21 protein-coding genes are annotated in these 24145 nt (G+C 70.9%); 5 read left to right on the top strand and 16 right to left on the bottom strand.

Annotated elements, in window-relative coordinates; translation table 11 throughout:
- Positions 1–65 precede the first annotated feature (65 nt).
- Entirely contained in the window at positions 66–701 is a 636-nt protein-coding gene (locus R8F63_01350) for a winged helix-turn-helix transcriptional regulator (protein MDW3217231.1), read from the top strand.
- 7 nt (positions 702–708) lie between these two features.
- On the opposite strand, the gene R8F63_01345 is transcribed toward R8F63_01350, so the two are convergent.
- Positions 709–2271 carry a gamma-glutamyltransferase gene (locus R8F63_01345; protein ID MDW3217230.1) on the bottom strand — a complete coding sequence of 521 codons (1563 nt, stop codon included), beginning with the start codon at positions 2269–2271 and terminating at the stop codon, positions 709–711.
- 59 nt (positions 2272–2330) lie between these two features.
- Between R8F63_01345 and R8F63_01340 the strand changes: the two genes are divergently transcribed.
- Positions 2331–2969 carry a DUF427 domain-containing protein gene (locus R8F63_01340; GenBank protein ID MDW3217229.1) on the top strand — a complete coding sequence of 213 codons (639 nt, stop codon included), beginning with the start codon at positions 2331–2333 and terminating at the stop codon, positions 2967–2969.
- Between the two features lie 6 nt (positions 2970–2975).
- On the opposite strand, the gene R8F63_01335 is transcribed toward R8F63_01340, so the two are convergent.
- Positions 2976–4421, bottom strand: coding sequence for a VWA domain-containing protein (locus R8F63_01335; protein ID MDW3217228.1), 1446 nt, complete (start codon positions 4419–4421; stop codon positions 2976–2978).
- A gap of 49 nt (positions 4422–4470) precedes the next feature.
- A complete protein-coding gene (locus tag R8F63_01330; GenBank protein ID MDW3217227.1) occupies positions 4471–5304 on the bottom strand; it encodes an NTP transferase domain-containing protein in 834 nt (277 codons plus the stop codon).
- A gap of 53 nt (positions 5305–5357) precedes the next feature.
- On the opposite strand from R8F63_01330, the gene R8F63_01325 reads away from it, so the two are divergent.
- On the top strand, positions 5358–6248 hold the full coding sequence (locus R8F63_01325) for an MBL fold metallo-hydrolase (GenBank protein MDW3217226.1): 891 nt from the start codon (positions 5358–5360) through the stop codon (positions 6246–6248).
- A gap of 15 nt (positions 6249–6263) precedes the next feature.
- On the opposite strand, the gene R8F63_01320 is transcribed toward R8F63_01325, so the two are convergent.
- Genes R8F63_01320 through R8F63_01290 form a run of 7 tightly spaced genes read right to left on the bottom strand, consistent with a single transcriptional unit; the run spans position 6264 to position 14740 of the window.
- The gene (locus R8F63_01320; GenBank protein MDW3217225.1) at positions 6264–6752 is read right to left on the bottom strand and encodes a VOC family protein; all 489 of its coding nucleotides are present in this window, start codon (positions 6750–6752) and stop codon (positions 6264–6266) included.
- Positions 6745–7419: a pentapeptide repeat-containing protein gene (locus R8F63_01315; GenBank protein ID MDW3217224.1), complete on the bottom strand. Its 675-nt coding sequence runs from the start codon at positions 7417–7419 to the stop codon at positions 6745–6747. Before R8F63_01315 ends, R8F63_01320 begins: the two co-directional genes overlap by 8 nt.
- A 2-nt stretch (positions 7420–7421) precedes the next feature.
- Entirely contained in the window at positions 7422–8387 is a 966-nt protein-coding gene (locus R8F63_01310) for an alcohol dehydrogenase catalytic domain-containing protein (GenBank protein ID MDW3217223.1), read from the bottom strand.
- Between the two features lie 4 nt (positions 8388–8391).
- A complete protein-coding gene (locus R8F63_01305) occupies positions 8392–8997 on the bottom strand; it encodes a histidine phosphatase family protein (GenBank protein ID MDW3217222.1) in 606 nt (201 codons plus the stop codon).
- A 9-nt stretch (positions 8998–9006) separates the two neighbouring features.
- Positions 9007–10890, bottom strand: coding sequence for a 2-succinyl-6-hydroxy-2,4-cyclohexadiene-1-carboxylate synthase (gene menH, locus R8F63_01300; protein ID MDW3217221.1), 1884 nt, complete (start codon positions 10888–10890; stop codon positions 9007–9009).
- Positions 10887–12689 carry a 2-succinyl-5-enolpyruvyl-6-hydroxy-3-cyclohexene-1-carboxylic-acid synthase gene (gene menD / locus R8F63_01295; protein MDW3217220.1) on the bottom strand — a complete coding sequence of 601 codons (1803 nt, stop codon included), beginning with the start codon at positions 12687–12689 and terminating at the stop codon, positions 10887–10889. The genes menH and menD overlap by 4 nt, the downstream gene beginning before the upstream one ends.
- Positions 12686–14740, bottom strand: coding sequence for an isochorismate synthase (locus tag R8F63_01290; protein ID MDW3217219.1), 2055 nt, complete (start codon positions 14738–14740; stop codon positions 12686–12688). The genes menD and R8F63_01290 overlap by 4 nt, the downstream gene beginning before the upstream one ends.
- A 103-nt stretch (positions 14741–14843) precedes the next feature.
- Between R8F63_01290 and R8F63_01285 the strand changes: the two genes are divergently transcribed.
- On the top strand, positions 14844–15689 hold the full coding sequence (locus R8F63_01285) for a DUF3097 family protein (protein ID MDW3217218.1): 846 nt from the start codon (positions 14844–14846) through the stop codon (positions 15687–15689).
- 9 nt (positions 15690–15698) lie between these two features.
- Here the strand turns inward: R8F63_01285 and R8F63_01280 are convergent, their stop codons facing one another.
- Both R8F63_01280 and R8F63_01275 read right to left on the bottom strand, forming a co-directional pair.
- On the bottom strand, positions 15699–17309 hold the full coding sequence (locus R8F63_01280) for an ATP-binding cassette domain-containing protein (GenBank protein MDW3217217.1): 1611 nt from the start codon (positions 17307–17309) through the stop codon (positions 15699–15701).
- Between the two features lie 40 nt (positions 17310–17349).
- Positions 17350–18627 carry an AAA family ATPase gene (locus R8F63_01275; GenBank protein MDW3217216.1) on the bottom strand — a complete coding sequence of 426 codons (1278 nt, stop codon included), beginning with the start codon at positions 18625–18627 and terminating at the stop codon, positions 17350–17352.
- A gap of 91 nt (positions 18628–18718) precedes the next feature.
- On the opposite strand from R8F63_01275, the gene R8F63_01270 reads away from it, so the two are divergent.
- Positions 18719–21286: a penicillin acylase family protein gene (locus tag R8F63_01270; GenBank protein MDW3217215.1), complete on the top strand. Its 2568-nt coding sequence runs from the start codon at positions 18719–18721 to the stop codon at positions 21284–21286.
- A 45-nt stretch (positions 21287–21331) separates the two neighbouring features.
- Here the strand turns inward: R8F63_01270 and R8F63_01265 are convergent, their stop codons facing one another.
- The 4 genes from R8F63_01265 to R8F63_01250 are packed head-to-tail and all read right to left on the bottom strand — an operon-like array spanning position 21332 to position 24022.
- Positions 21332–22144: a hypothetical protein gene (locus R8F63_01265; GenBank protein MDW3217214.1), complete on the bottom strand. Its 813-nt coding sequence runs from the start codon at positions 22142–22144 to the stop codon at positions 21332–21334.
- 30 nt (positions 22145–22174) lie between these two features.
- The gene (locus R8F63_01260; GenBank protein ID MDW3217213.1) at positions 22175–22762 is read right to left on the bottom strand and encodes a sigma-70 family RNA polymerase sigma factor; all 588 of its coding nucleotides are present in this window, start codon (positions 22760–22762) and stop codon (positions 22175–22177) included.
- Positions 22755–23573 (bottom strand): hypothetical protein, encoded by an 819-nt coding sequence (locus tag R8F63_01255; GenBank protein ID MDW3217212.1) that lies wholly within the window; start codon positions 23571–23573, stop codon positions 22755–22757. The genes R8F63_01260 and R8F63_01255 overlap by 8 nt, the downstream gene beginning before the upstream one ends.
- A complete protein-coding gene (locus R8F63_01250) occupies positions 23570–24022 on the bottom strand; it encodes a hypothetical protein (GenBank protein ID MDW3217211.1) in 453 nt (150 codons plus the stop codon). The genes R8F63_01255 and R8F63_01250 overlap by 4 nt, the downstream gene beginning before the upstream one ends.
- Positions 24023–24145: the final 123 nt, after the last annotated feature.

Below are 24145 nucleotides of genomic sequence, written 5' to 3'. Positions count from 1 at the left end.
CGCGTTCGGCACCCCTCAGTCGGAACCCGGCCCCGGACCCTCCCGGGATGTGCTCTTATGGACCCATGACTACGGCGGTGTCATTCGAGCAGTTCTGTCCGGTCGCGATCTCGCTCGAGGCATTGGGCGACCGATGGTCGCTGCTCTTGCTGCGCGATCTCCTGTGGGCCGGACCCCAGAGCCGGGCTGGCCTGCTCGAACGAAATCCCGGCCTCGACGAAGACACCCTCACCGAGCGCATCACCCACCTGGTCAGTCACGGCCTCCTCGATCAACTCGACGAACCGAAGGCGCGCTACGCGCTCAGCGAGCGGGGTGAGGGCGTCTCGGATGTGATCACCGCCCTGTTCAACTTCGGCATGCCGATGCTGGAGGACATCGTCGTGAACGACTGGATGCTCGCCTACGCGATCGCCGACGCGGCCCGACGTCGCGGTCTCGACCTGCTGGAGGTCGAGGAGCGGGTGATCATCAGCGTGACGGTCGACGAAGGCCACGCGCTCGTCGAGATGTCCCCCGGTCTGATGCGCATCGTGGAGGACCACGAGCCCCACGCGACGATCGTGACCGTCGGTTCGTGCCTCGCCGCCGTGATCGGCGGCGACCGCACGGTGGACGACCTGATCGCCTCGGGGGATGCTCGGATCACCGGCGACGTCGAGGCCGCCCGCGTCCTGCTCGCCACCCTGCCGACGCACTGACCCCGGGTCAGTGGCCGGCGGCTGCGCCGGTGAGCGCGCGCGGATCGCACGCACCCGCGAGCGAACCGTGCTCGGTGACCTGGATGAGGTGGGCGTGGCCGAACCCGCTGGAGTCGTCCGTGACCACCTCATGGCCACGATCCCGCAGGCCGTCGACGATCCGGTCGGGCAGGTGGGCCTCGACCCGTACGTGGCGTCCGTGGCCGTGGCGCCAGGTGTCGAACCCGCCGCCGTCGTCGCTCGGGGCGATCCGCCACCGAGCCTGACCGTTCGCCCGGCCCGGATCGCGGTCGTGGAGCAGTGTGGCGGCGAGGAGCTGGAGGACGATCTGGGGCTGGGTGTCGCCGCCCATCGTTCCGAGCACGGTGTGGAGCGTGCCGTCCGTCCTCGTCACCAGCGCCGGCGCGAGCGTGTGGGGCGGGCGCCGCCCCGGCCCGTACTCGGCCGGGTGACCGGCTTCGAGTGAGAAGCCCAAACCCCGGTCGTGGAGGAAGATGCCCGACGTGCCGGCGATGATCCCGGCGCCGAAGCCGCTGGCGTTGCTGTTGATGAGCGACACACCCATGCCGTCACGGTCCACCGCACAGAGATAGGTGGTGTCGCCGTGCCACGCCGGCACCCCGACCGTGCCGGCCCGTTGAGGATCGATCGCGGCGCGCCGATCGGCGATGCGTTCGGCACTGAGGAGCTCGCCGGGATCGGCACCCTCGTGGAGCTGGGTCGGTCGGTCGTGGGCCGCCTGCGTTGCCGCTTCGATGAGGATGTGGACGCCACGGGGGTCCGGCCCCGGCTCGAGCCCGTCCGCGATCACGGCGCCGAGCAACGACAGGTAGCCCTGGCTCGTTGGAGGGGCCGTCCAGAGCCGATGCCCCATCGCGTCGATCGACAGCGGATCGACCCAACGCGCCTGCGAGTCGTCCAGGTCGGCCGGGGTGAACTCGTCGGGGCCCGCCGCGAGGAGTCCCTCGCCGAACTCGCCGCCGTAGAACCCGGCGCGTCCGTCGGCCGCGATCGCCCGCAGGGCCCGGGCCGAACCGGGGCGCGTCACCATCTGTCCGGTCGACGGGGCGCCGGGGATCTCGTTGCCGACCACCGACGCCATCTCCGGCGCGAGCACCGAGAGGATCGGCGACACCGGGAAGCCGTGCTCTGCGAGCTCCACCGCCGCAGCGAACACGTCGCCGAGTGGGAGGCGGCCGAATCGCTCGTGCAGCGTCAACCACCCGTCGACCGCACCGGGCACCGTCACCGCTCGGATGTCGCCCCGCAGTGGGATGCGGGTCAGCCCATCGGCGCGGGCCCGCTCCGGATCGGCACCCGAGCCGGCCCGGCCCGACGCGTCGAGCGTGGCCGGGACCTCCCCGTCCGCGTGATGCACGAGCGCCCACAGGTCGCCGCCCATGCCGCACATGTGCGAGGACGTCACGGACAGCACGGCGTTGGCGCCGATCGCGGCGTCCACCGCCGAGCCGCCCCGACGCAACAGGTCGACACCGGCGGACGTCGCCAGATGATCGATGGTCGAGACCATGCCGTTCGGCGCGTGGCGGGTGACGGAGGCGGGAATCACGCCGCCGAGTCTGGCACGGCCGTGGGAATCAATCGCGGGACAACGCGGTTGTCGATGGCATGAGCATCGTGCGCATCGAACCCGCCCCGAAATGGATCCGCGGCTTCAACGGCACGACCGCGGTCGTCGACTCGAAACGGGCCCAGCTCGTCTGGGAGCACCCCTACTACCCGCAGTGGTACGTGCCGGTCGACGACGTGCACGACGACACCCTCCCCACCACCGCCATCGACGAACTCCCGGACCATGTGAAGGTCCGGTGGTCCGCCGTCGAACGCTGGTTCGAGGAGGACGTCGAAGTGCTCATCCACCCCCGCGACCCGTACCGCCGCGTTGACGCCCTCCCCTCCAGTCGTCACGTGGTGGTGCGGGTCGACGGCCAGGTCGTCGCCGACTCGCCGCGGCCGACGATCCTGTTCGAGACCGGCCTGCCGCCGCGCTACTACCTGCCGGTCGACGACGTCCGCATCGATCTCCTCCGGGAGAGCGACACGACCACCGGCTGTCCGTACAAGGGGTACGCCCGCTACTGGGATCTCCACCTCGGCGACACCGTGTACGAGGACTTCGTCTGGAGCTACGACGACCCGTTGCCGGAATCGGCGCCCGTGAAGGGGCTGCTCTGCTTCTACAACGAGAAGGTCGATCTCGAGATCGACGGCGAACCGATCGAGCGCGTCGCCAGCAAGTTCAGCTGACGGTTCTCACTGGTCCGGCGCGGGCACGGTCGTGCTCGGCGGCGGGACGGTGGGCGTGGTCTCGCCGTCGCCGGGCTCGGTGCCGGTGAGGGCAGCCAGTTCGTCCTGCACCAACCGTACGACCAGCTGGTCGAGCGGGAGTTCGTCGAAGTCCTGCGTGGTGATGTCGGTGCCGCTGCCGGTTGCCGAGTCGCCACCGCCGTACGCCAGGAACACGAACCGGCCACCCGTGACGAATGCGAGCTCGCGCATCGCGTACTCGGCCTGATCGTCGGTGCCGCTCGCCGCGATCGGGAAAATCTTCATGCCGGCCTCGGCCGCCTGCGTGGCCGTCTGCGTGTACGGCGTCTGCACCTCGCGGCGGACCTGGGGCGGGGCGTCGGCGAGGAGGAACATCAGCTGCACGGCATCCTGCCGACGCCAATCGGGCAGCTCCATCGCGTCGGCGAGCGCCTCGTCCATCGCCTCGGGGTAGTCGCCGCCGCCCTCGGCGACGACGTCGTCCAGCGCGTCGAGGAAGTCCGCGAGCGAGTCGGTCAGATCGAACGTGCGGGTGACGTAGGCATCACCCTCGTCGCGGTACACGGTCATGCCGAAGCGGACGTCCGGATCGCTCGGGAGCGCATCGATCTGTTCGGCAACGCTCGACATGTTGTCGCGGAGCCGGTCGATCTCGTCGCCCATCGAACCGGTCGCGTCGATCACGAACAGGATGTCGAGCGGGACGGACCCGTCGTAGCCGCCGTCGGGGTCGACCTCGACCGCGACAGCCGGAGTGCCGATCGTGAAATTGTCGACCGGGGTGACCTGGCCGTCGACGACCACCTCGACCAAGATCACGGCGGGTGACGCGTCGAGCATGCCGGGCATGAAGCGCACCGTTCCGTCGGCCCGGGTGCGTAGGGTCGCCAGGGCGTCGGCGTCACTGGAGACGGCATCCCGGATGAGGATCTCGGCGCCGAGCACGGGCAGGCCGTTGCCGCCGATCACGGTGAAGACCGTCGAGTCGGTGACGTCGAGCGGACGCACCCGCACGCCGGCGGACACGATCGAATCGCGATAGTCGAGATAGCCGGTCACGTCGTCGGCGTCGTCGATCGACCCCGCCCGCAGCGGCTCGTCGGTCGGCGGGAGCGGGTCGATCGGCGGCTCGAGGGCGCCCGGCGCGGCTTCGTCCGCCACGGCAGCGTCGAGCTCGGCGCTGCGTTCGCCGGTCGCGGCGTCGCCGTCGCCGCCCCCATCGCCACCCTCGCCCGAGTCGGGCGCGCCGTCGATCCAGCCGCGCCCGCCGCTGCCGTCCGTACCGTCGTCGCCACCACCGTCACCGACCCCATCGGGGTCGCCGATCACCTGGTCGGCGACGTCCGCGTCGTCGCCGCAGGCCGATGCGAACAGCGCGAGCACGAGAGCGAGGGCCAACAGGGGGGTTCGGCGGTGCACGGATCGAGTCATGTCCCTTCGGACGACCCTCCCGCCACCCGGGTTCCCGGGGAGCGGCGATTCAGGCCCTGAGCTGGGCAATCGTGGTGCGGGCCACCTCGAGGTCGGCCGGGTTGGTGACGCCGACCCACGGCTCGTCGGTCGGCACCACGCCGACGGTCAACTCGCCGCTCGCCATCAGTTCGTGCACGACGCTCGGCAGCAGGTATTCCGCCTTCTCCTCGCGCCCGTGCTCCTGCAGGAATGCGGCGAAGCCGGCCTCGAGCTCGTCGAAGACGCGGTGGGGAAACCCCCAGAAGTTCATCGACATCACGGTGTCGTCGGTCAGCGTCGCCACCGGATCGGTGGACGTGACCGTGCCGTCGGCCCGGCGCCCGATCCCGTGCGTCTCCACCAGGCTCGTGAGCCGGTCGCCGTCGACCTCGCACACCCCGCGGCTGACCTCGCCGTCCGCCGGCAGCGTGTGGGCCAGCTTGAAGCCGGCGAGCAGCGCCCGGTTCGGCGGCAGCTCGGCCACGAGGGGCACGGCTGATGCGTACGTGCTGCGCCCGTAGTAGTCGTCCGCGTTGACCACGATGAACGACCCGTCCACTTCCGGCGCCGCGGTGAGCACGGCATGGCCGGTGCCCCACGGCTTGTCCCGCTTCGGTCCGTGGCGGTCCTGGAGGACGTAGGCGATGTCGAGGTCCGGGTGGCGGGGCTCGACATGGCGGCGCACGTCGTCCTCGATCTCGCTGCGGACGATGAGGACGACCTTCTCCGCGCCCGCCGCGGTGGCGTCGAGGATCGAGAAGTCGAGGAACGCCTCGCCGTTGGGGCCCACCTGCTCGAGCTGTTTCGTGCCCCCGAAGCGCGAGCCGAGACCGGCGGCCATGACGACGAGGGTGACGGACATCCGGTCAGGGTATTGGGCGGCCATCGCCACGCCGAGGATTGCTACCGTGACCCATGGCCTCCCCCGCGACCTGGCACATCGGCGACACGACGATCACCTCGCTCGTCGAGGCCGAAACCCGCCACGTCCCCGTCGAGGCCTTCTACCCGGACGCGTCGGCGGCGGATGTGCAGCCGTCGCTCGCCTGGCTACCCGCCGGCATGGCGGATGAGGGTGGCGCCGCGATCACGTTCCGGGTGCAGGCGTTCGTCCTCCGCCATGCGGGGCGCATCATCCTCGTCGACCCCTGCGTCGGCAACGGCAAGCACCTCAACATGCCGTTCTGGAACGGACTGGACCTGCCCTGGCTCGATGAGCTGCGGGCGTGCGGTGTGGAGCCGCCCGACGTCGATCTCGTCGTCCACACCCATCTCCACGAGGACCACATCGGGTGGGACACGCACTGCGTCGACGGCGAGTGGCGGCCGACGTTCCCCAATGCGCGGCATCTCTACGTGGGCGACGAGCTCGAGTGGGCGTCGTCGGAGGAGGTGCGGGCCCGCGATGCCGGTCCCTTCGCCGAGTCGATCGAGCCGATCCTGCGCGCCGGACTCGCCGACGAGGTGGCCGCCGATCACGATCTCGGCGACGGTCTCCGGCTGGTGTCGACGCCGGGGCACACGCCGGGCCACGTGTCGATCGAGGTCGCGACCACCGCCGACACCCTCGTCATCACCGGCGATCTGCTCCACCATCCGTTCCAGTTCGCCGCGCCCGACATCGCCGAGGTCGGTGACCACGATGCCGACCTGGCCCGGCGCACCCGCAAGGACTTCTTCGCGGAACACGCCCGGTCCGGCGCCGTCATCGCCGGCACCCACTTCCCCGTCGATCCGGTCGGCCGGGTCCTGACCGACGGCGCCGGGTGGCGCTACGAGCCGACCGAAGGTGGGACGGGACTCTGACCCCGGCGTCTCAACTCAGCCGATGGGGGTGCCGTACATCTCGCCGAGGGGGTCGCTGATGAGTTCGATGCGGGCGCCGTCGGGGTCGCGGAAGTAGAGCGAGGTCTCGACCTGGTGGAGGTCGACGCCGGCGGCCTCGAGCCGGGCCTTCTTGTCGGCCCACTCGTCGGGCGGCATCGAGATCGCGAGATGGTGGAGCCCGCCGAGCACCTCGGCGTAGTCCTCGAGCCCGAGACCCGGGAAGTCGAAGAACGCGAGCGCGTTGCCGTTGCCGATGTCGAAGAAGAAGTGGGTCGATCCCTCGTAATCACGGTTCTCGAACAGCTCGGTCAACGGGAAGCCGAGCAGGTCCTGGTAGAACGCGATCGTCCGTTCGACGTCATGGGACAGCAGGGCGACATGGTGGACCCCTCTGGCCGACGACCGCGGGCGGTTCTCGGCGGGCGCGAGGTGGGCCGTCCGGAGGCGCTCCCACTCGTCGCTGCGGTCAGGTGCATCAGTCATCGTCTGTCTCCAACGCGGAACGGTCGATCGAGATTCCCGTCGCCCCCGCGAGCACGTACGCGAGCGCCAGGACCTGGTCGTCGGTGATGAGGCAGCCGTCGAACCGACGACACTTCCGCAGGTCGAGCTCGAGGGCCCCCCGGAGGTCGACGCGGAAGAACGTGGCCTTGTCGAGTTCCACCTCGCGTAGGGCCGAACCCGTGACGTCCACGTGGGCGAACCGGGTCTCGTAGCAGTCGATCTCCTCGAGCGTGCTGTCGACGAACGCCACCCGCTCCATCTCGGCCATGCGGATGGACGTGAGCCGCAGCACCGTCCGTTCGATGCGCACGTCTCGCAACAGCGCCGATGTCAGATCGACGCCGGACAGCTTGCATCCGACGAACGAGGAGGTCTGAAGCTGCGTGAACCGCAGACCGCTGAGATCGCAGTCGGTGAAGGCACAGTCCACGGCCTCGATCTCGACATCGCCACCGCCGGTGAAGCTGACACCCGCGAGCGACGACCCGCGGATCTCCAGACGGTCACACGCGGCGATGTCGAGCGGTCCGGCGAGGTCGGCGTCCTCGATCGATCCCCAGCGGTCGTCGATGTCGACCACGGCATCCTCGCCGGGCGTGGTGAGCGGTCCGGTCGAGCGGGGCGGGTCGGCGTAGGGCTCGTCCACGGTCAGCGACCGGGTTCGAGGACGACCTTGATCGCACCCGCCGCCCGATCGCCGGCGACGGCAAACGCCTCGGGCGCGGCATCGAGCGGGAACCGGTGGGTGATGAGCGTCGACCCCAGCTCGGGGAGTTCGGCCAGCAGTCGGGCCGCGCCGTCGATCTCGCGGCCGTTCGGGGTGCGGCCGTACATCATCGCGGGGATGAGTTCGGCCTCCTGCATGAGGATGCCGACGTCGATCCCGACCTGGTCCCAGAACGACCCGACCATCACGATCCGGCCCTGGTAGGCGACGCGGCGCACGGACTCCCCCAGCGAGGCGGTGTTGCCGACCGCGTCGAAGACGACGTCGAAGTCGCCCTCCTGACCGTCGGCGTCGTCGATGACGTGGGCCCCGATGCGCCCGGCCGCGGCCCGCTGATGGTCGTGGCGGGCGGCGATCGACACGGCGAAGCCGCTCCGGCGGAGCGCCGCGGCGGTCGCCAACCCGATCGGGCCGGCCCCCACGACGGCAACGCGGTCGCGCGGCTCGAGCCGAGCCCGGTTGAGTGCATGGACGGCGACCGCGAGGTTCTCGACCAACGACGCATCCCCGATGTCGACCCCGGGGGCGAGCGGGACCAGCGCGTCGTCGGGGACGAGCAGGTGCTCGGCCATCCCACCGTCGCTCGCGATCCCGATGATGTCCTTCGTCTCGTCGCAGCGATGCCGGTCGCCGTTCTCGCACGGCCCGCACGCTCCACAGGAGCGGAACGGCTCGATCGCCACGGCAGTGCCGTCGTCGAGGTGACCGCTGATCTCGTGCCCGAGCACCCGACCCTCGGCGAACCCGAGGTCGAGCAGATGGAGGTCCGACCCGCAGATCCCGACCGCGGCCACGTTCACCCGGACCTGGTTCCCGGTCCGGCCCGGTGCCGGGGTGTCGGCATCGACCAGCGTCGGGGTGCCGTCGAGGACGCGGACTGCCTTCATGCGGTCACCACTCGATCAGGTCGCGGACATGGTGGGTCTCGTTGATCGAGCGCACCGTGCGGATGCCGTTGGAGGCCGCCCGCACTCGCGTCAGTCCGCAGTAGTCGACCGAGAGGGACAGCGGGTCCGGGAACTGGAGGATCGAGCGTAGGAAGATCGACGTCACCATGCCGTGACAGAACACCGCGACCTTGCGGCTCTTGTTCGTGTCGATGATGTGCTGGAACCCCCGGGTGACCCGTTCGGTGAAGACGTCGATGCCCTCGCTGAACACATGGTCGTGGATGTTGCCTTCGAAGAAGTGGGCCGTGTCCGGATCGTCGGGCGACATCTCCTCGGCGGGGACGTAGACGGTGCTGCGATTGTCGGACTCCACGATGTCGGCGAGCAGCTCGATCTCGGTGCCGAGCAGTTCCGCGGTGGGGATGGCGGTCTGGTGGGCCCGGGTCATCGTCGACGAGACGACGTGGTGGATCCCCTCGTGTTCGAGGTACCCGGCGATGCGCTTGGCCTGTTGGTGGCCGATCTCGGAGAGGGGCGGATCGGCGGCGTCGCCCTCCGCGACGACCTGTCGCTCGGGTCGACCGTGCCGGATGATGTAGAGATCCACGACCGCAGGCTAGGACCCGTGCCCGCCCCCCGGCGAAACGGCGCCGATGCCGAGGCCCGCCTCGTCGGGAAAGCGGATTTCGCCGTCGATGATCGGCAGCGGTGTCGCGACATCGACCGCCAGGAGGCGGGACGTGTCGAGGCCGTGCGCACCGGGCAGGGCCGCGGCGGCGGCCACGTGCGCGGCATGGGCGACGCCGACCGCGCTGTCGATCATCGTCGTCACGATGACGTCCACTCCGGCTCGTCGAGCCTCGGCGATCGCGACCATGGCGAAGTCATCGCCGCCGATCGCCTGGGGCTTGATGACGACGGTGGAGATCGCACCCGCGTGCGCCCAGACCCGCCGCGTGTCCGGCAGACCGCGGACCGATTCGTCGACCGCGACGGAGATCTCGACGGCGGCGCCCACCGCGGCGATCTCGTCGACGCCGCGCACGGGTTCCTCGCACAGGGCGATGTCATGGGGGGCGAACGTCCGGAGGGCGTCGACCGCCTCCTCGGTCGACCAGCCGCCGTTCGCGTCGAGCCGCAGCACCATTCCGGGCGCCGCCGCGCGGGCGGCGGCGATGCGGGCCGTGTCGGCCTTCACGTCCAGCGCCGCGACCTTGAGCTTCACGACGCCGATGCCCCGCTCCGCCAGGGACGCGACCTCCACCGCCACCTGCTCCGGATCGGTCGCGGACACCACGCCGTTCACCGCGACGCGGTCCGCCGCCTCTGCTCGCCGATATGTCGCCGCGAGATGCTCGCGAAGCGACCGGCCGGCCTGGCGGGCCCGCAGATCCAGGGCCGCCCCGATGACCGCGGCTCGCGCCGGGAACGTTCGCTCCGACAGGACCGGCTCCAGATCCAACTCCACCGCCGGCATGGCGGTCGGCAGCGCGGCCCGGCACGCCGGGAGCGATTCGGGCGACCATCCGGGAAGCGGCGCGGCCTCGCCCCACCCCGTGGCGCCGTCGTCGGTCAGCCCGAACAACAACGTGTGGCGGACGTCGGTGACGCCGGCGGCCGTCGTCAGCGGGGCGACGAGCGGGAGCCGCGCATCGGCGATCTGCACGGTCACCGCTCGTCGCAGCCGGTCCTCCACGATCTCCAGCACGGCCTCGGGTTGTTCGACATGGGCGGCATGACCGGCGTTGTCGACGGTCGCGACCGTCGCGTCCGGCATGACGCGACGCAGGTCCTCGGCGATCGCCTGGAACTTCGGGTCGTCGGCCCCCACCACCAGGGTGGTCGGCACCGGACACGCCGGGACCGCGTCGTGCAGCGGTTCCATCGACCCCGTTCCCGCGGCCCGCAGACTCCGAGCCAGCTCCGCGCCGTCGTTGCGGAGCCTCTGGGCTCGGAACTCGGCGAGCCGGTCCTCCCCGAGCCGCGCCTGGGTCGCGAACAGCGGGTTGGCCATCCATCGGTCGACGAACGCGTCGAGTCCGTCGACCTCGATCGAACGGGCGAGGGCCTCGTCCGCGTCGCGCCGGTCGCGCCGTTCCTCCTCCGTCGCCAGCCCTGCCGACGCGCCGATGAGCGTCAACGACCGCACCCGCAACGGATGCCGGCACGCCAAGGTCAACCCGACCCGGCCGCCCATCGAGTAGCCGACGAGGTCCACGGCGCCGTCGACTCCGAGTTCGTCGAGCATCTCCAGGAGCTGCCCGACGATCTCGTCGACGCCGTACGCCTCCGGGTGCGGGCTCGTCGAGCCGCCGTGGCCGATCAGGTCCGGCACCAACACCCGCCGACTGCTCGCCAGCGGTTCGGCCAGCATCCCCATCGTCGAGGCATCGCCGGTGAAGCCGTGGAGGAGGACGATCGGCAATCCGTCACCCCGCTCCTCCACGCGCAGCGAGACATCCCCGATCAACTCGAGCTCGTGCACGAGCACGTCGCTCACGCGATGTCTCCTCCCATGTCCCCTCCCACGTCCCCTCCCACGGCGGCGGTCACGGCGCGGCGTTGGGCGACATCGGCATCACGGTCGATCCGCACGAGGATGAGGTGGATGCCGTCGTCAGTTTTGGTTGACACATCGTCGCCTCCGTCAAGCAAAACTGACGACGAGATCGCTCGCCGAAGCGCCGCCCCATCGGTGACCTCGGTGACGTGCACCCCGCCGAGCCCACCGAGCGCCGCGAGATCGAGCCCGTGGCGGGTACGAAAGAGCGTCTCGAAGTCCACACCTGTCCCCTGGTCCGGGGGCAACGAGGCAATGGGCAGCATCGCGAAGATCCCGCCGCCGTCGTTGTCGACACAGACGATGGTGAGACGAAGGCCGGCCCGTCGGGCGCTGTAGAGCGCACCGAGGTCGTGGAGCAGCGCGATGTCGCCGGTGTAGAGCACGACGGGCCCGTCGTGTCGACTGGCGAGTCCGAGGGCGGTGGAGGTGATGCCGTCGATGCCACTGGCGCCGCGGTTGCCGACGAAGTCGATCGTCGGGCCATCGAGCGGCACGAAGGCGTCGAGATCGCGGACCGGCATCGAGTTCGAGGTCATGACGAGCGCGCCGTCGGGGACGGCATCGGCGAGGATCGCCGTGATCGACGCACTGAGCAGCGGGCCGCCGTCGTGCTCGTCGTCGGTCGTTTCCCGGCGGACGGTGGCGGTCGCCGCGGCGTCCAACTCGCGCCAGCGATCGGTCCAGCCGGGCTCCGGCGTGGACGCCAACGCGTCGAGGACGGCGACCGGATCGGCCGCGACATGATCGACGGTGGTGAAGGAGGCGTCGTGCCAGCGTCGGGCGGGATCGATGAGGACGGTGCGGGGCCGATGTCGCTCCATCCAGAGCCGGACGGGTTTGGTGGTCGGCGAGCCGCCGACCCGCACGACGACATCGGGCACCAATTCGGCCGCGATGGAATCGACCTTCAGGAGATGGTCGGCGGTCGCGATGGGCAGGCCGTCCGTGGCGCCGGCGCGGCGCACCCCGGAGATCGGCTCACCGACGACGGGGAACCCAGTGCGGGCGGAGGCGGCGAGTGCCGCGGCGGCGATGTCGCGTTGGGCGGCGATGCCGAGGCCGGCGTCGGGACCGATCACGATCACCCCGCGCCCGGGGAGGTCGATCGGCGCGACCCGCGGCGCGAGGGAGACCACGGGCGGACGCTCCGTCGCAGCACTGTTCGGAACCGCAACGACGGGAACGGCGCCGAGCGGCTCGAGCGGCTCCCGGAGGGGCCAGTTGAGATGAACGGGCCCGGGTGCAGATCCGGTGGCGGCGTCGACGGCCCGGTGGGCGGCCATGCGGGCCTGCGCCGGGCGCCACTCGCCCGCGACGGGGAGCTCCGGGGCCCATCGGGTGCACGACCCGAAGATGCCGATCTGATCGATGGTCTGGCCGGCACCCCAGTCCCGCAGCTCGGGGGGCCGGTCGGCGGTGCAGACGATGAGCGGGATGCCGCCGTGATGGGCCTCGACCACGGCGGGCAGATAGTTGGCGGCTGCCGTTCCCGACGTGCAGACCAGCACCGAGGGGCGACCGGTCGCCTTGGCCTGGCCGAGGGCGAAGAAGCCCGCGGACCGCTCGTCGAGCTGGATCCAGGTCGTGAGCGCCGGCTGGGCGTGGAGCGTGACGGCGAGCGGCGTCGACCGTGACCCCGGGCTGATGACGACATCGGCGACCCCGTGCTCGACGAGCCCCGCGGCAAACGCGGCGATGACGTCATAGGTCGGATCGGGGGTCGGATCGGGGCTCACTTGTCCATCACATCCAGGAGGGCACGGAGCTTGACGCCGGTCTCGGCGAGCTCCTCGGCCGGGTCCGACTCGGCGACGATCCCGGCGCCCGAGAACAGGGTCGCGTGGCCGGAGGACGCATCGACGAGCGCGGTGCGCAGGGCAACGCGCAGCTCGCCGTTGCCGTCGAGATCACACCAGCCGACCGGCGACGCGTACCAACCCCGGTCGAAGGCCTCGCGGGCCTCGAGCCAGTTGACCGCCGCGGCCGTCGGCGTGCCAGCGACGGCCGGCGTCGGATGGAGCACGCCGGCCACCCGCAGGACGTCCATGTCGCTCACCCCGCCCGCTCGCCGTTCGATGCGGGCGGTGATGGGCGTGCGCAAGTGCTGGAGTCGGGCCAGGCGAAGCACCTCGGGTTCGACCGGGGTGTCGCCGACGAGTCCGAGCGCGGCGAGGCGGCCGGTGATGTCGTCGACGACGAACTGGTGCTCGGCGCGGATCTTGGCCGAGGTGAGCATCTCGGAGGCGAGGCCCTGGTCGCTGGTCTCGTCCCAACCGACCCCGGTCGTGCCGGCCAGCGCCGCGGTGCGGACCTGGCGGCCGTCGAGACTGACGAGTTCCTCGGGCGACGCACCCAGGAAGTGCCGATCACCGACCGCGAACGAGAAGATCGCGCACCCGGGATAGCGCTCACGTAGGCGGGCGAGCACGGTCACCGGCTCGACCCCGACCTCGTCGTGGGTGCGAGCGAGCACGACCTTGCCGAGTTCACCCGCGGCAATCGACTGCACGGCGTCGGCGACGATCGCTTCGTACGCCGCCGCCGTCGCTCCCTCGGACGAGACGTCGCCGTCGTCATAGTCGAGCTCGACCTCGAGCGGCGCCGGCAGGTCGGCGCAGATGGCATCGATGCGGCGGTCCAGCGAATCGATCGCATCGCTCTCCTGCTCCCCCGCGACGATGCGCGCCGCGGCCAGGATCCAGGAACCGTCGACCCGATCGACGAATGTGAGTTCCGGCAGGACCCAGTGCGTCTCGGGGAAGCCCGACCAGTCCGGGCCGCGGCCGGTCCCGCCCACGGGGCCACCCCACCCCGACGACGAGAACGAGAACCCGCCGACGAGCATCGGCGCCGGCGCCTCGGAGGGGCCGGTGCGGCGCACCCGAGCGGCCAGCGCGGCCCGCGCCGCGGACGCCGCGGAGAAGCGCCCGTCACCGACCGGCGCGATGGTCTCGACGGCGCCGAGGCCCACCACGGAGAACGCACGATCCGGGCGGATCCAGACGGTGCGATGCTCGTCCCCCGCCGCGGCGAACACCGCCAGCGGGTCGACCCGTTCGTCGAGCCGCCGAGCGAGGACGACCAGACCACCGCTCAATGCGTCGGCCAACGAAGGGTCGTCGCCCATACGCGCCAGGGCGCGGGTCAACAGGGTGCGTTCGAAATGGCGACCGACGAGATCGCTGGCGACCGGCACGAGACGATGCATGAGCCCGATGAGCTCGGCGCGGTCGCCACCGCGACGATCGCTGTGGCGCTTGAAGAGCTCGATGGCATCGTCGATCACGTCCTCGACATGGGTTGCGTGGCGCATCGCCAACGCGGTCAGCTCCTCGAGCGACACACCCTCGCTCACGAGCGTGCGGGCGGCGACGAGCATGTCGACGGCGTCGGCCGGGAAGCGGGCGGTGTCGCCGTCACCACCCGAGGGCACCAGCAGCCCGGCGCCGACGACGAGGTCGACGATGAACTCCGGCACCTCGGCCCGGCGGGCGAGCTCGGCCTTGTCGAGGTCGGGGTCCGCGGCGTGCTGGGCCGCCAGATCGGCGAGCAGGCCCGAGGCGTCCTGGGTCGACAACTCCTTGATCTGGGCGAGCGTGAAGCCGCGTTCGGCGAGTTGGCGGACCTCGCGCAGTCGGGCGAGGTGCGCCTCGTCGTACCAGGCGACACGCCCTTCCTTGACCGGCGGGGCCAGGAGGCGGCGGCGCTGGTAGTAGCGGACGGTGTCGACGGCGACGTCGGCGGCCTCGGCCAGGTCCTCGACGCGGTAGCGAACAGGCTCGGTCACGCCCACCACCCTAGACGACGATGCGAGTGAGTACTCACGGAGTGCACACTCGCATCATCGGCCCTCCACCCGCGCCCATGAGGCGGGCCGTAGGTTCTCGGCCATGGCTTCCGACGAGCGCCGCCTCGAGATGATCGACCTGGACGACCCGAGCGGGTCGCGCGCGGCGCGCGCCAGGCAACGCCCGGTGATGACGGCGAACCGGGGGCTCGTCCTGGAGGACCGGGGCTCGGGGATCGTCGGTGCGCTCGTCGAGTTCCGTCCGCCCCGACTCGTGCTGCGCGACCGCCACGGCAAGGACCACACGGTTCGCTACGCCGACGGGTCCGTACGCGCCGCGATCGACGGCAAGGGCGTGCCGGTGAAACTCGTGCCCCCGGACCCGACCGCGGGTGAGCCGACGCTGACCGCATCGGGGTCGATCGATCTCGGCGCCGTCCCGGCCCGCGTCGCGCGGGCCAGCCGCATCTGGGTCGAGGGTATCCACGACGCCGAACTCGTGGAGAAGGTGTGGGGTGACGACCTGCGGGTCGAAGGGGTGGTGGTCGAACAGCTCGAAGGTGCGGACGACCTCGCCGAGCGGGTCCGCGGTTTCCGGCCGACGCCCGGCCGCCGCCTCGGCATCCTGCTCGACCATCTCGTCGACGGATCGAAGGAGACCCGCATCGCCGCCGAGATCGACGACCCGAACGTGCTGATCACCGGCCATCCGTACGTCGACGTCTGGCAGGCGGTGAAGCCGACCGTGCTCGGCATCGACGCCTGGCCGACGATTCCGAAGGGTCAACCGTGGAAGGAAGGCGTGATCGCCGCGCTCGGGAGCAACGCGTCGCCCGGCGAGTTCTGGAAGCAGGTGTTGGGCCAGGTCGACTCGTGGCAGGACCTCGAGGCCCCGATGCTGCGCGCCGTCGAGGAGCTCATCGACTTCGTCGCCCCGCCCGAGCCGTAGACGGGCCCGTCACGACGCCCAGGCGTCGGCCGGATCATCGAGCTCCACGACCTCGTTGTCGCCGGTGAAGGCCACGAACCGGTCGAAGGAGCGCAGGAACCAGCGATCGTGGGTCACACAGACCACCGTGCCCTCGAACACCTCCAGGCCGGCTTCGAGTGCCTCGGCCGAGGCGACGTCGAGGTTGTCGGTCGGCTCGTCGAGCAGGAGCAGGTTCGCTCCGTCGATCTCGAGCAGGAGGATCTGGAACCGCGCCTGCTGCCCACCGGACAGCGTCTCCCACGCCTGGTCGGCCTGCCCCTGGAGTTCGTAGCGCCGGAGCCGGCTCATGGCCGGGCCGCGAGCGAGGTGACGGTCCGCGAGGATCTCGAGGACCGTGCGGCCGACGAGCTCCGGCTGGTCGTGGGTCTGGTTGAACAGGCCGGGCACGACCCGCGCGCCGAGCTTCCACGATCCCTCGTGCGCGACGGGGCAGGCCGGGTCGACCTCCTCGCCCGTCCACTGGCCGAGCAGGCGCAGGAAGTGCGACTTTCCGGTGCCGTTGCGACCGACGACGGCAACCCGCTCGCCGAACCAGATCTCCAGGTCGAAGGGGAACGTCAGGTCGGTCAGTTCGAGTTGCTCCGCGACGACCACCCGCTTGCCGGTGCGACCCCCGGCGAGCCGCATCTCGATGCGCTGGTCCTTCGCCGCCTCCGGAGGGGGACCCTCGTCGTCGAAATGGCGCAGCCGCGTCTCCGCGGCGCGGGCGCGGCTCGCGTTCGCGTCGCTCATCGCGGCGCGCCGTTTCTGCTCGCGCATGTGACGGACGAGCCGCTTGCGCTCCTCGGCCCACCGGCGCTGTTCGTCGTTCGCGAGCTCCAGCCGATGCTCCCGGGCTTCACGCCAGGTCGCGAACGATCCCCCGTGGGTCCAGGCGCCGTGGGCTTCGATCGTGATGACCTTGTCGGAGGTCGCGGCGAGCAACTCGCGGTCGTGGCTGACGTAGAGGATCGTCTTGGCGCTCTCGCGGAGCCGCTCGGCGAGCCACTCCTTGCCGGGGACGTCGAGGAAGTTGTCGGGCTCGTCGAGCAGCAGCACCTCGTGCTCGGAGCGGAGCAGGTACTCGAGCGCCATGCGCTTCTGTTCGCCTCCCGAGAACGTCGCCATCGAGCGGTCGGCGACCTCCGTCCACGACCGACCGGTCACGCGGTGGGCACACTCCTCCCAGCGAACCTCCTCGTCGTAGCCGCCGATGCCGCCCCACCGGTCGAGCGCCTTCGCGTACTTCATGCCGTCGTCGGTGCCCGCGACCATCTGGGACTCGGCGTCGGCGAGCCGCGTCGCCGCTTCGCGGATCTCGGTGGAGGCCAGGGAGACATAGAGGTCCCGCGCGGTGACCGCCTCGTCGAGCGAGCCCACCAGCTGGGTCATCACGCCCATCGAACCCTGGACGGAGATGGTGCCCTCGGCCGCCGTCTCGGTGCCGGCGACGAGACGCATGATCGTGGACTTCCCGGCGCCGTTCGCGCCGACAAGCGCCGCGTGCTCGCCCTCGCCCACGCGAAAGCCCACGTCGTCGAGCAGCATCCGGCCGCCCGGCAGCGACCATCCGAGATGGCTGACCTGGATCGATCCCACGCCGTGACGGTACAAGCGGGGACGGACCGGACGGGAGCGTTTAGAGCGCGCCGAGCCCGAAGTCGGCGGCCGTCAGCTCCCGCAGCGCGTCCCGATCCGGTGTCGCGGCGACGAGGCGGGTGGCCTGCCGCACGGTGGCTTCCTCGAACGCGCGACGGGCATGGCGGGCGTTCCCCTTGCTCAGCTCGATGGCCTCCGACGTGAAATGGGCGACGAGCTGCTCGTCGGTGACCGCGGCGTCGTAGCCGTTCGCGTCGCAGATCACCCGGGTGATGGCGACGAGCTCGTCCGGCGTGTAGTCGGGGAAGTCGACCTCGGCCCGGATCCGGCTCGCCAGGCCCGGGTTGGCGTCGACGAAGGCCCGCATCTCGACCGGGTAGCCGGCCGCGACCAGCATGAAGTCGTCGCGATGGTCCTCCATCAGCTTCACGAGCGTCGTGATGGCCTCGTCGCCGAAGTCCCGCCCCTCCCCCACGAGCGCGTAGGCCTCGTCGATGAACAGCACGCCGCCGAGCGCCTCGTTCACCGCGTCCTCGGTCTTGGTCGCGGTCTGGCCGACGTAGCCGGCGACGAGGTCCGCTCGGTGCACCTCGACGAGATGACCGCGATCGAAGATGTCGAGGGCGGCGAAGACGCGAGCGAGCAGCCGGGCCACGGTGGTCTTGCCCGTGCCGGGGTTCCCGGTGAACACGAGATGGTGCGTGCGCTCCGGCACCGGGAGTCCCACGTCGACGCGCATCTTCTCCACGATCGTCACGTTGACCAGCTCGCGGACAGCCGTCTTCACCGCGTCGAGACCGATGAGCCCGTCGAGCTCCGCCAGCACGTCGTCGACCGTCTCGTTCGGCTCGTCGCGGTCCGCGTCCGTCTCGGCGGCCACCACCGCTTCGTGCTCGGGATCCCGCAACACCTCGTCGAGCATGCGGAGGCCGACCAGCTCGTGGTCGCCCGTGACGCCATCGACCGCGGCCGCGGTGCGCATCAGGTGGCGGGCGTGGTGGGCGTAGACGATCACGGCGGCCCCGTTGCGGCCCTCGGTCGACAGGAGGAGCTCCAGGACGTCCGACGGCTTCGCGAGGAAGGTTCGGGCCTCCTCGCGCGTCTCGATCCCGATCCCCGTCCATGCCGGCTCACCCGGCGAGTGCCGACCGTCCACGAGCGCCATCGCCGTCAGGAGCCGGCGGGCCTCGAGCCGGGCCACCCGACGGGCCTCCTCGGTGGACAGGCCACGCTCGCCGCGTCCGGCCCACGCGAGCTCGTGCGCCACCTTCTTCGCAAAGGCGTCCATGGCGCGGTCGACCCGCTCCTGTGTCGGCATCGGCCCGATGGTACGCCGCGGCGGGCGTAACTCGTCTGGACGCTCCCTCCCCGACCCGGCCTAGGCTCGCCGCGTCACGGAGGGGACCCACATGACCGCACGCTTCGTTCGCCGCCTGCTCGCGACCGCACTCGCCTTCGCCCTGATCGCCGCCGCGTGCGGCGAGGACGACCCCGCGGCCGACCCGCCCGACCCGTCCGGGGAGACCACCGACGACGGCACCGGCGACGACGGGTCCGACGACTCCACGACCGCCGACGACGGCGACGACGACGGCGAGGTCGTGGTCGAGGCGCCCACGGAGGACCGGGCGTACTACGTGCTGCCGCCCGGCAACTTCGGCGGCGTTCCCACCGGTGAGAACTCCCTCGACCAGCTCGCGCTGTACGACGGCCTGACCCCATTGCGGGGGAACGTGACGGACGCCGACATCGAGGAGTTCTTCCTGCCCCAGGACTTCGCGCCGATCGGCGAGACGACCGTGATCGAGACGGGACGCGAGGGCCTGACCCTCGAATACGACGAGTGGGGCATCGCCCACGTCACCGGCGAGACCCGCGAGGACGTCGCCTTCGGTGCCGGTTGGGTGACGCTGCGCGATCGCGAGCTGCTCATCAACTTCGGCCGCGGCCCGTCGCGGGCTGCGGTGGCCGACATCCCCGGCATCGACGCCTTCTCCCTCGTGACGAGCGCAACCCCCTTCGTGCCCAGCGAGGCGGCTGAACAGCTCGTCACCGACCAGGTCGAGTTGATCCGCACGACGCTTCCCGAGGGTGAGGAGATCATCGCCGACGCCCAGGCGTACGCCGACGGCGCGAACGCGTACCTGGCCGCCCACCCCGAGGTGGCTGTCGAGCCCTTCACGGTCAATGACATCATCGCCACCACCGCGTTCATCGGATCGATCTTCGGCGCCGGTGGCGGCGGCGAGGCCTCGAACGCCGAGTTCCTGTCGCAGCTCCAGAACCGGCTCGGCGACGAGACCGGTCGCGCCGCCTGGGAGGACCTGCTCCAGACCGACGACCCCGAAGCGCCGACGACCCTCGAGGCGCGCTTCGACTATCCGGCGCTCACCGGCGGCGAGGTCACCGGCTCGGTCGTCATCGACGAGGGGTCGATCATCTCGCTCGACCCGACCGACCCCCAGCCCGGCTCGACCCCGGGCGGCGTCATCAACATCGGTCTCGTCGACGCTGCAGGCGACCCGCCGAGCCGCAACGCATCGAACTGGCTGACGGTCTCCCCCGAGGCCTCCGCGACCGGGAACACGCTCGCCGTCATGGGCCCGCAACTCGGCTACTACTACCCGGAGATCGTGCTCCAGATCCATCTGAAGACGCCGGAGTGGGAGGCCCAGGGCGCGGCGGTTCCGGGCCTCGCCCACTACATCCTGATCGGGCGCAGCGATGACTACGCGTGGAGCCTGACCTCGGCCAACCAGGACGTGCGAGACGTCTTCGCGGAGGTGCTGTGCGAGCCGGACGGGTCCACCCCGACCCGCGAGTCGGGCTCGTACATGCACGACGGCGAGTGCGTGCCGTTCGAGATCTTCGAGGCGGGCACCCTCGGCGGCGTGCCGATCGCGTACCCGACCTCCGTGCACGGCCCGGTCATCGGAACCGCTCTCGTCGACGGCGAACCGATCGCGCTCACGCGGGCCCGATCGACGTTCGGCCGCGACGGCTTCAACCTCGCCGCCCTGAAGGACATGACCGAGGGCGACGCCGACACGCCCGAGGCGTTCTTCGAGGCCGCGAACAAGTTCGGCTTCACCTTCAACTGGGGCTACGCCAACCGCGACGGGATCGCCTACTTCGCGTCCGGCTACCTTCCCGAACGGGCCGAGGGCCTCGACCGGCGCCTCCCGACCCTCGGAACCGGCGAGTACGAGTGGCAGGGCTTCCTCGAGCAGGACGAACACCCGCACGGTACGAGCCACTCAGACGGCCGGCTGCTCAACTGGAACAACCAGTCGGCGCCTGGGTTCATGCACGGCGACACCACGAACTTCGGCTCGCATCATCGCGTCGAACTCTTCGACCAGTGGCCCGACGAGGCCGTGCTGTCCGATGTCGTGTCGATCATGAACCGCGCCGCGACGGAGGACACATTGTCCCCGGTCTGGGCCGTGATCAGCGAGGTGCTCGCCGGCAGGGACGCTCCCTCCGAGCTCTCCGCCGAGGTCATCTCGATCCTCGACGCCTGGCTCGCCGACGACGCCCCCCTCCTCGACGCGGACGAGGACGGCGACTACGACGAGCCGGGGGCGATGATCGCCGCCGAGCTGTGGGGCCCGGTGCAGGTCGCGGCGCTCGACCCGGTGTTCGAACCGTTGCGCAACGACGACATCGGCCTGCGTGGCATCGACGAGTCGTCGATCATCGACAAGGACCTGCGGACCCTGCTCGGTCAGCCCGTCGAGGGCACCTTCAATCTCCAGTACTGCGGCGCCGGCGATCTCGACCGGTGCCGAGCCGACCTGTGGGCCGCCATCGACGACCGCGTCGCCGAGTTGGCCGCCGAGCACGGCGACGATCCGAGCGCCTGGCGCCGCGAGGGTCGAACGTCGGGATTCGTCCCGGGCCTGATCCCGGATCGTTTCCGCTCGACCAACCGGCCGACCTATCAGCAGGTCATCGAGTTCGTCCAGGCCGGCTGAGCGACCGGGGCGCGCCACGTGGCGCGCCCCGGTCGACCCGGCTTGTCACTCGTCGGTGACATCGTGAGCGTGGCCGTTACCGTTTCCGCGCCCGTGACCGTTGCCATTGCCATTGCCATTGCCGTTGGAGTGGCCCTTTGCCTTCCCGTTCCCCGGGGCGACCTCGTCGGCCTCGTCGGCCTCGTCGGCTTCGTCGTCGGCCTCGTCGGCCTCGTCGTCGTCGGTCTCTGCCTCGTTCTCGTCACCGTCGTCGGTGTCGCCGGACTCGGGCTTGCCGCAATCGGAGCTGGCCGCCTCACTGACGCGGTCGCCATGGGTACCGTCGTGTTCGGTCAGCTTGTCGCGGGCGACGAGACGGACGTACTCCCCGTGGTTACCGACGCCGTCGCAGGCGATGGCCAGTTCCTCGTCGTCCACACCATCGCTGGTGTCCACACCTTCGATCTCGACCTCGTGCCCCTTCGGCTCGGCTGACGCTGGCGCACCCTCGGCCGGGGCGTCGTGGTCGTCGTCATCCGCGGTGGCCACGGCCTCGGGTTCGCCACCCTCCTGCTGCGCCCCGTCGGCGATCTCGACCACAGGATCCGGCCCGGGCAGTACCGAATCGAGCACGCCGGACTCCGCCGCCGCCATGCCGGCAACGCCGAGGACCGCCGCGGTCGCAGCGACAGCCGTTCGCCGTGCAACCCGCCGGACCGCACCCGTTCGAACCGCGACATCCGGAGCGGCCACCGTCTCCTCGCCGGGCGCGTGCAACGCCGCGAACACCTGGCCGAGTTCTTCGTGGCCCGGGACGGTCGCACCCGTCGCACCTGCGTCGATGATGGCCTCGGACTTCGGGAGTGTGATCTCGTTCATGCTTGGAGATCGTTCGCGCCCGCTCGGGCGTTACACGACGGAGAGAAGAGTTTCGGCGTTCTCCGAGCGCGTGCCCGCCCGGTCCACGCCGAGGACCTCGGCGATCGCGCCGAGCCCCCGATGGCAGAGGACCCGCACGTTCTGCTGGGTCACGCCGAGAAGGTCCGCGGTCTCGGCCACGGACAGGCCGCCGATGACCCGGAGGGCGACTGCGTCGGCCTGGCGGGTCGGGATCTTCCGCAACACCGCCTCCGCCCAATCCGGTTCGCCCCAGGCCGCGTCGGCAGCAGTCCGCTCGTCGACATCCTCCGGCGGGCTCGCGACCCGTAGTGGCCGCCGGCTCGCGCGGCGCACCTCGTCGGTGAGGCGACGGCGAGCGATCGTGAACAACCAGGCGCGCAGGTCGTCGCCGTCGCCCGAGAATCGGTGGAGTGACCGGGCCACAGACTCCCAGGTCGCCGACGCGACGTCGGCCGCGAGGTCCGGAGCGACCGCGCGCAGATACCGCAGCAGGCCGGGTTGATGGATCCGGAAGATCGTGTCGAAGGCTGCCTGATCGCCCCGTTGGGCGTCGTGGATGACGCGGGTCGGGGCCGAAGACGGGCGGACGTCACTCACCGGGCGGTTCTCCGTTCCCGTTGCCACCATTTCCGTTGCCGCTCCCCTGGTTGCCCTTGCCGTTGCCGACGCCGTTGCCGTTGCCGTTGCCGTTGTTCCCATGAGCCTCGGACGTGGTCGTCGGCACGGTGGTCGTCGGTGCCACCGTCGTCGTGCTGGTGGATGAAGTCGTGTCGACCGGTTCCGGCGCCGTCGTCGGCGCCGCGGTCGTGGGGGCGTCGGTCGTGGGGGCCGCGGTCGTGGGGGCGTCGGTCGTGGGGGCCGCGGTCGTGGGGGCGTCGGTCGTGGGGGCCGCGGTCGCCGGTGGGCCGGTTGCTGCGGTGGCCGAGGGCGGCGTCGGCGCATCGTTCGAGCCCGGATCCGGCGACTCGATCGACGAGCCATCGCGGGACGCATCGGGCTCCACCGCAGCGTCGACCTCGGCGGCGACCGCGGCCCCTCCGGGGTCGGTCGAAGACGGGTCGACGACCCGCTCCACGCCGACCCGGTCGGCGGCCGCGGGACGAACCGTGATGGTCCCCGCCCCGCCCGGCGAGCGCAACGAGATCCCGATCGCGAACGCGAGAACGCTGAGGCCGAGCATGACCACCAGCGGCTTGGCGAACGCCGTGATCCCCGCAATGGCACCCGGCGCGGACGCTGCGGCCGCGGCGGCGACCGCCGAACTCCGCATCGCCTCGCCGTTGGTGACCGGGGTGGTCCGACCAAGATCGATGAGCAGGTCGCCGACGGCCTCGAAGCCGAGCGCACGTTCGCCGGCTGCGGCTGCGTCGAGGATCGACGCCGCGTCGGAATACGGGCTGGCCGTCATGCGGCTCCTTCATCGATGAGCTTCGCGACCGCGAGGTGCCCCGCCATGCGTATGCGCTCGATCGGTCGACCGGTCACGACGGCCACGTCCTCGTCGGAGAGCGAGGCGATCACGCGTAGCGCGATGACATCCATCTCCAGGGGGCGGAGACGACGGATGCACTTGATCGTCGGATCGTCGGCGTCGTCAGGCGACGGACAGAGGACCCGACCATCCCGGGCCACCCGGAGAAGCCAGACGAGGGGGTCCACCCCCTCGGGCTGACCCGCCAGGGCTCGGCCGGCCCGTTCCCAGACGGAGTCCATGTCCTGCACGTCGTCGGGGGCCACGACTTCGAGATAGCGCACGAGGACCGGCTGGAACCGCTCGTACAGATCGGCCCACGCCAAGGCGTCCCCGGCGCGCGCGCCGGCAACGGACGGATCCTCCACGGCGAGCACGAGCGGCATGGCGCTCCTTCGTCACGCTTCGTGGGCCAGTTGACCTATTTCTCGGACCTGGGCGGGTCGAGCCATGGTCCGCCCTATCGAGCTTTCCTTGCTTTTCAATGGATTTCATCTAGTTTCTGTCAC

The sequence above is a fragment of the Acidimicrobiales bacterium genome (genome assembly GCA_033344915.1).
GTDB lineage: Bacteria > Actinomycetota > Acidimicrobiia > Acidimicrobiales > Aldehydirespiratoraceae > JAJRXC01.
Note: the sequence above shows the minus strand (reverse complement) of the source record. Positions and strands in the feature narration are given on the sequence as shown.

Excerpts from the sequence above, each read along its gene's own strand:
- R8F63_01350 (MDW3217231.1), top strand. The coding sequence starts at position 66 with ATGACTACGGCGGTGTCATTCGAGCAGTTCTGTCCGGTCGCGATCTCG.
- R8F63_01340 (MDW3217229.1), top strand. The coding sequence starts at position 2,331 with ATGAGCATCGTGCGCATCGAACCCGCCCCGAAATGGATCCGCGGCTTC.
- R8F63_01335 (MDW3217228.1), bottom strand. The coding sequence starts at position 4,421 with ATGACTCGATCCGTGCACCGCCGAACCCCCCTGTTGGCCCTCGCTCTC.
- R8F63_01330 (MDW3217227.1), bottom strand. The coding sequence starts at position 5,304 with ATGTCCGTCACCCTCGTCGTCATGGCCGCCGGTCTCGGCTCGCGCTTC.
- R8F63_01325 (MDW3217226.1), top strand. The coding sequence starts at position 5,358 with ATGGCCTCCCCCGCGACCTGGCACATCGGCGACACGACGATCACCTCG.
- R8F63_01320 (MDW3217225.1), bottom strand. The coding sequence starts at position 6,752 with ATGACTGATGCACCTGACCGCAGCGACGAGTGGGAGCGCCTCCGGACG.
- R8F63_01310 (MDW3217223.1), bottom strand. The coding sequence starts at position 8,387 with ATGAAGGCAGTCCGCGTCCTCGACGGCACCCCGACGCTGGTCGATGCC.
- R8F63_01285 (MDW3217218.1), top strand. The coding sequence starts at position 14,844 with ATGGCTTCCGACGAGCGCCGCCTCGAGATGATCGACCTGGACGACCCG.
- R8F63_01275 (MDW3217216.1), bottom strand. The coding sequence starts at position 18,627 with ATGCCGACACAGGAGCGGGTCGACCGCGCCATGGACGCCTTTGCGAAG.
- R8F63_01270 (MDW3217215.1), top strand. The coding sequence starts at position 18,719 with ATGACCGCACGCTTCGTTCGCCGCCTGCTCGCGACCGCACTCGCCTTC.
- R8F63_01265 (MDW3217214.1), bottom strand. The coding sequence starts at position 22,144 with ATGAACGAGATCACACTCCCGAAGTCCGAGGCCATCATCGACGCAGGT.
- R8F63_01255 (MDW3217212.1), bottom strand. The coding sequence starts at position 23,573 with ATGACGGCCAGCCCGTATTCCGACGCGGCGTCGATCCTCGACGCAGCC.
- R8F63_01250 (MDW3217211.1), bottom strand. The coding sequence starts at position 24,022 with ATGCCGCTCGTGCTCGCCGTGGAGGATCCGTCCGTTGCCGGCGCGCGC.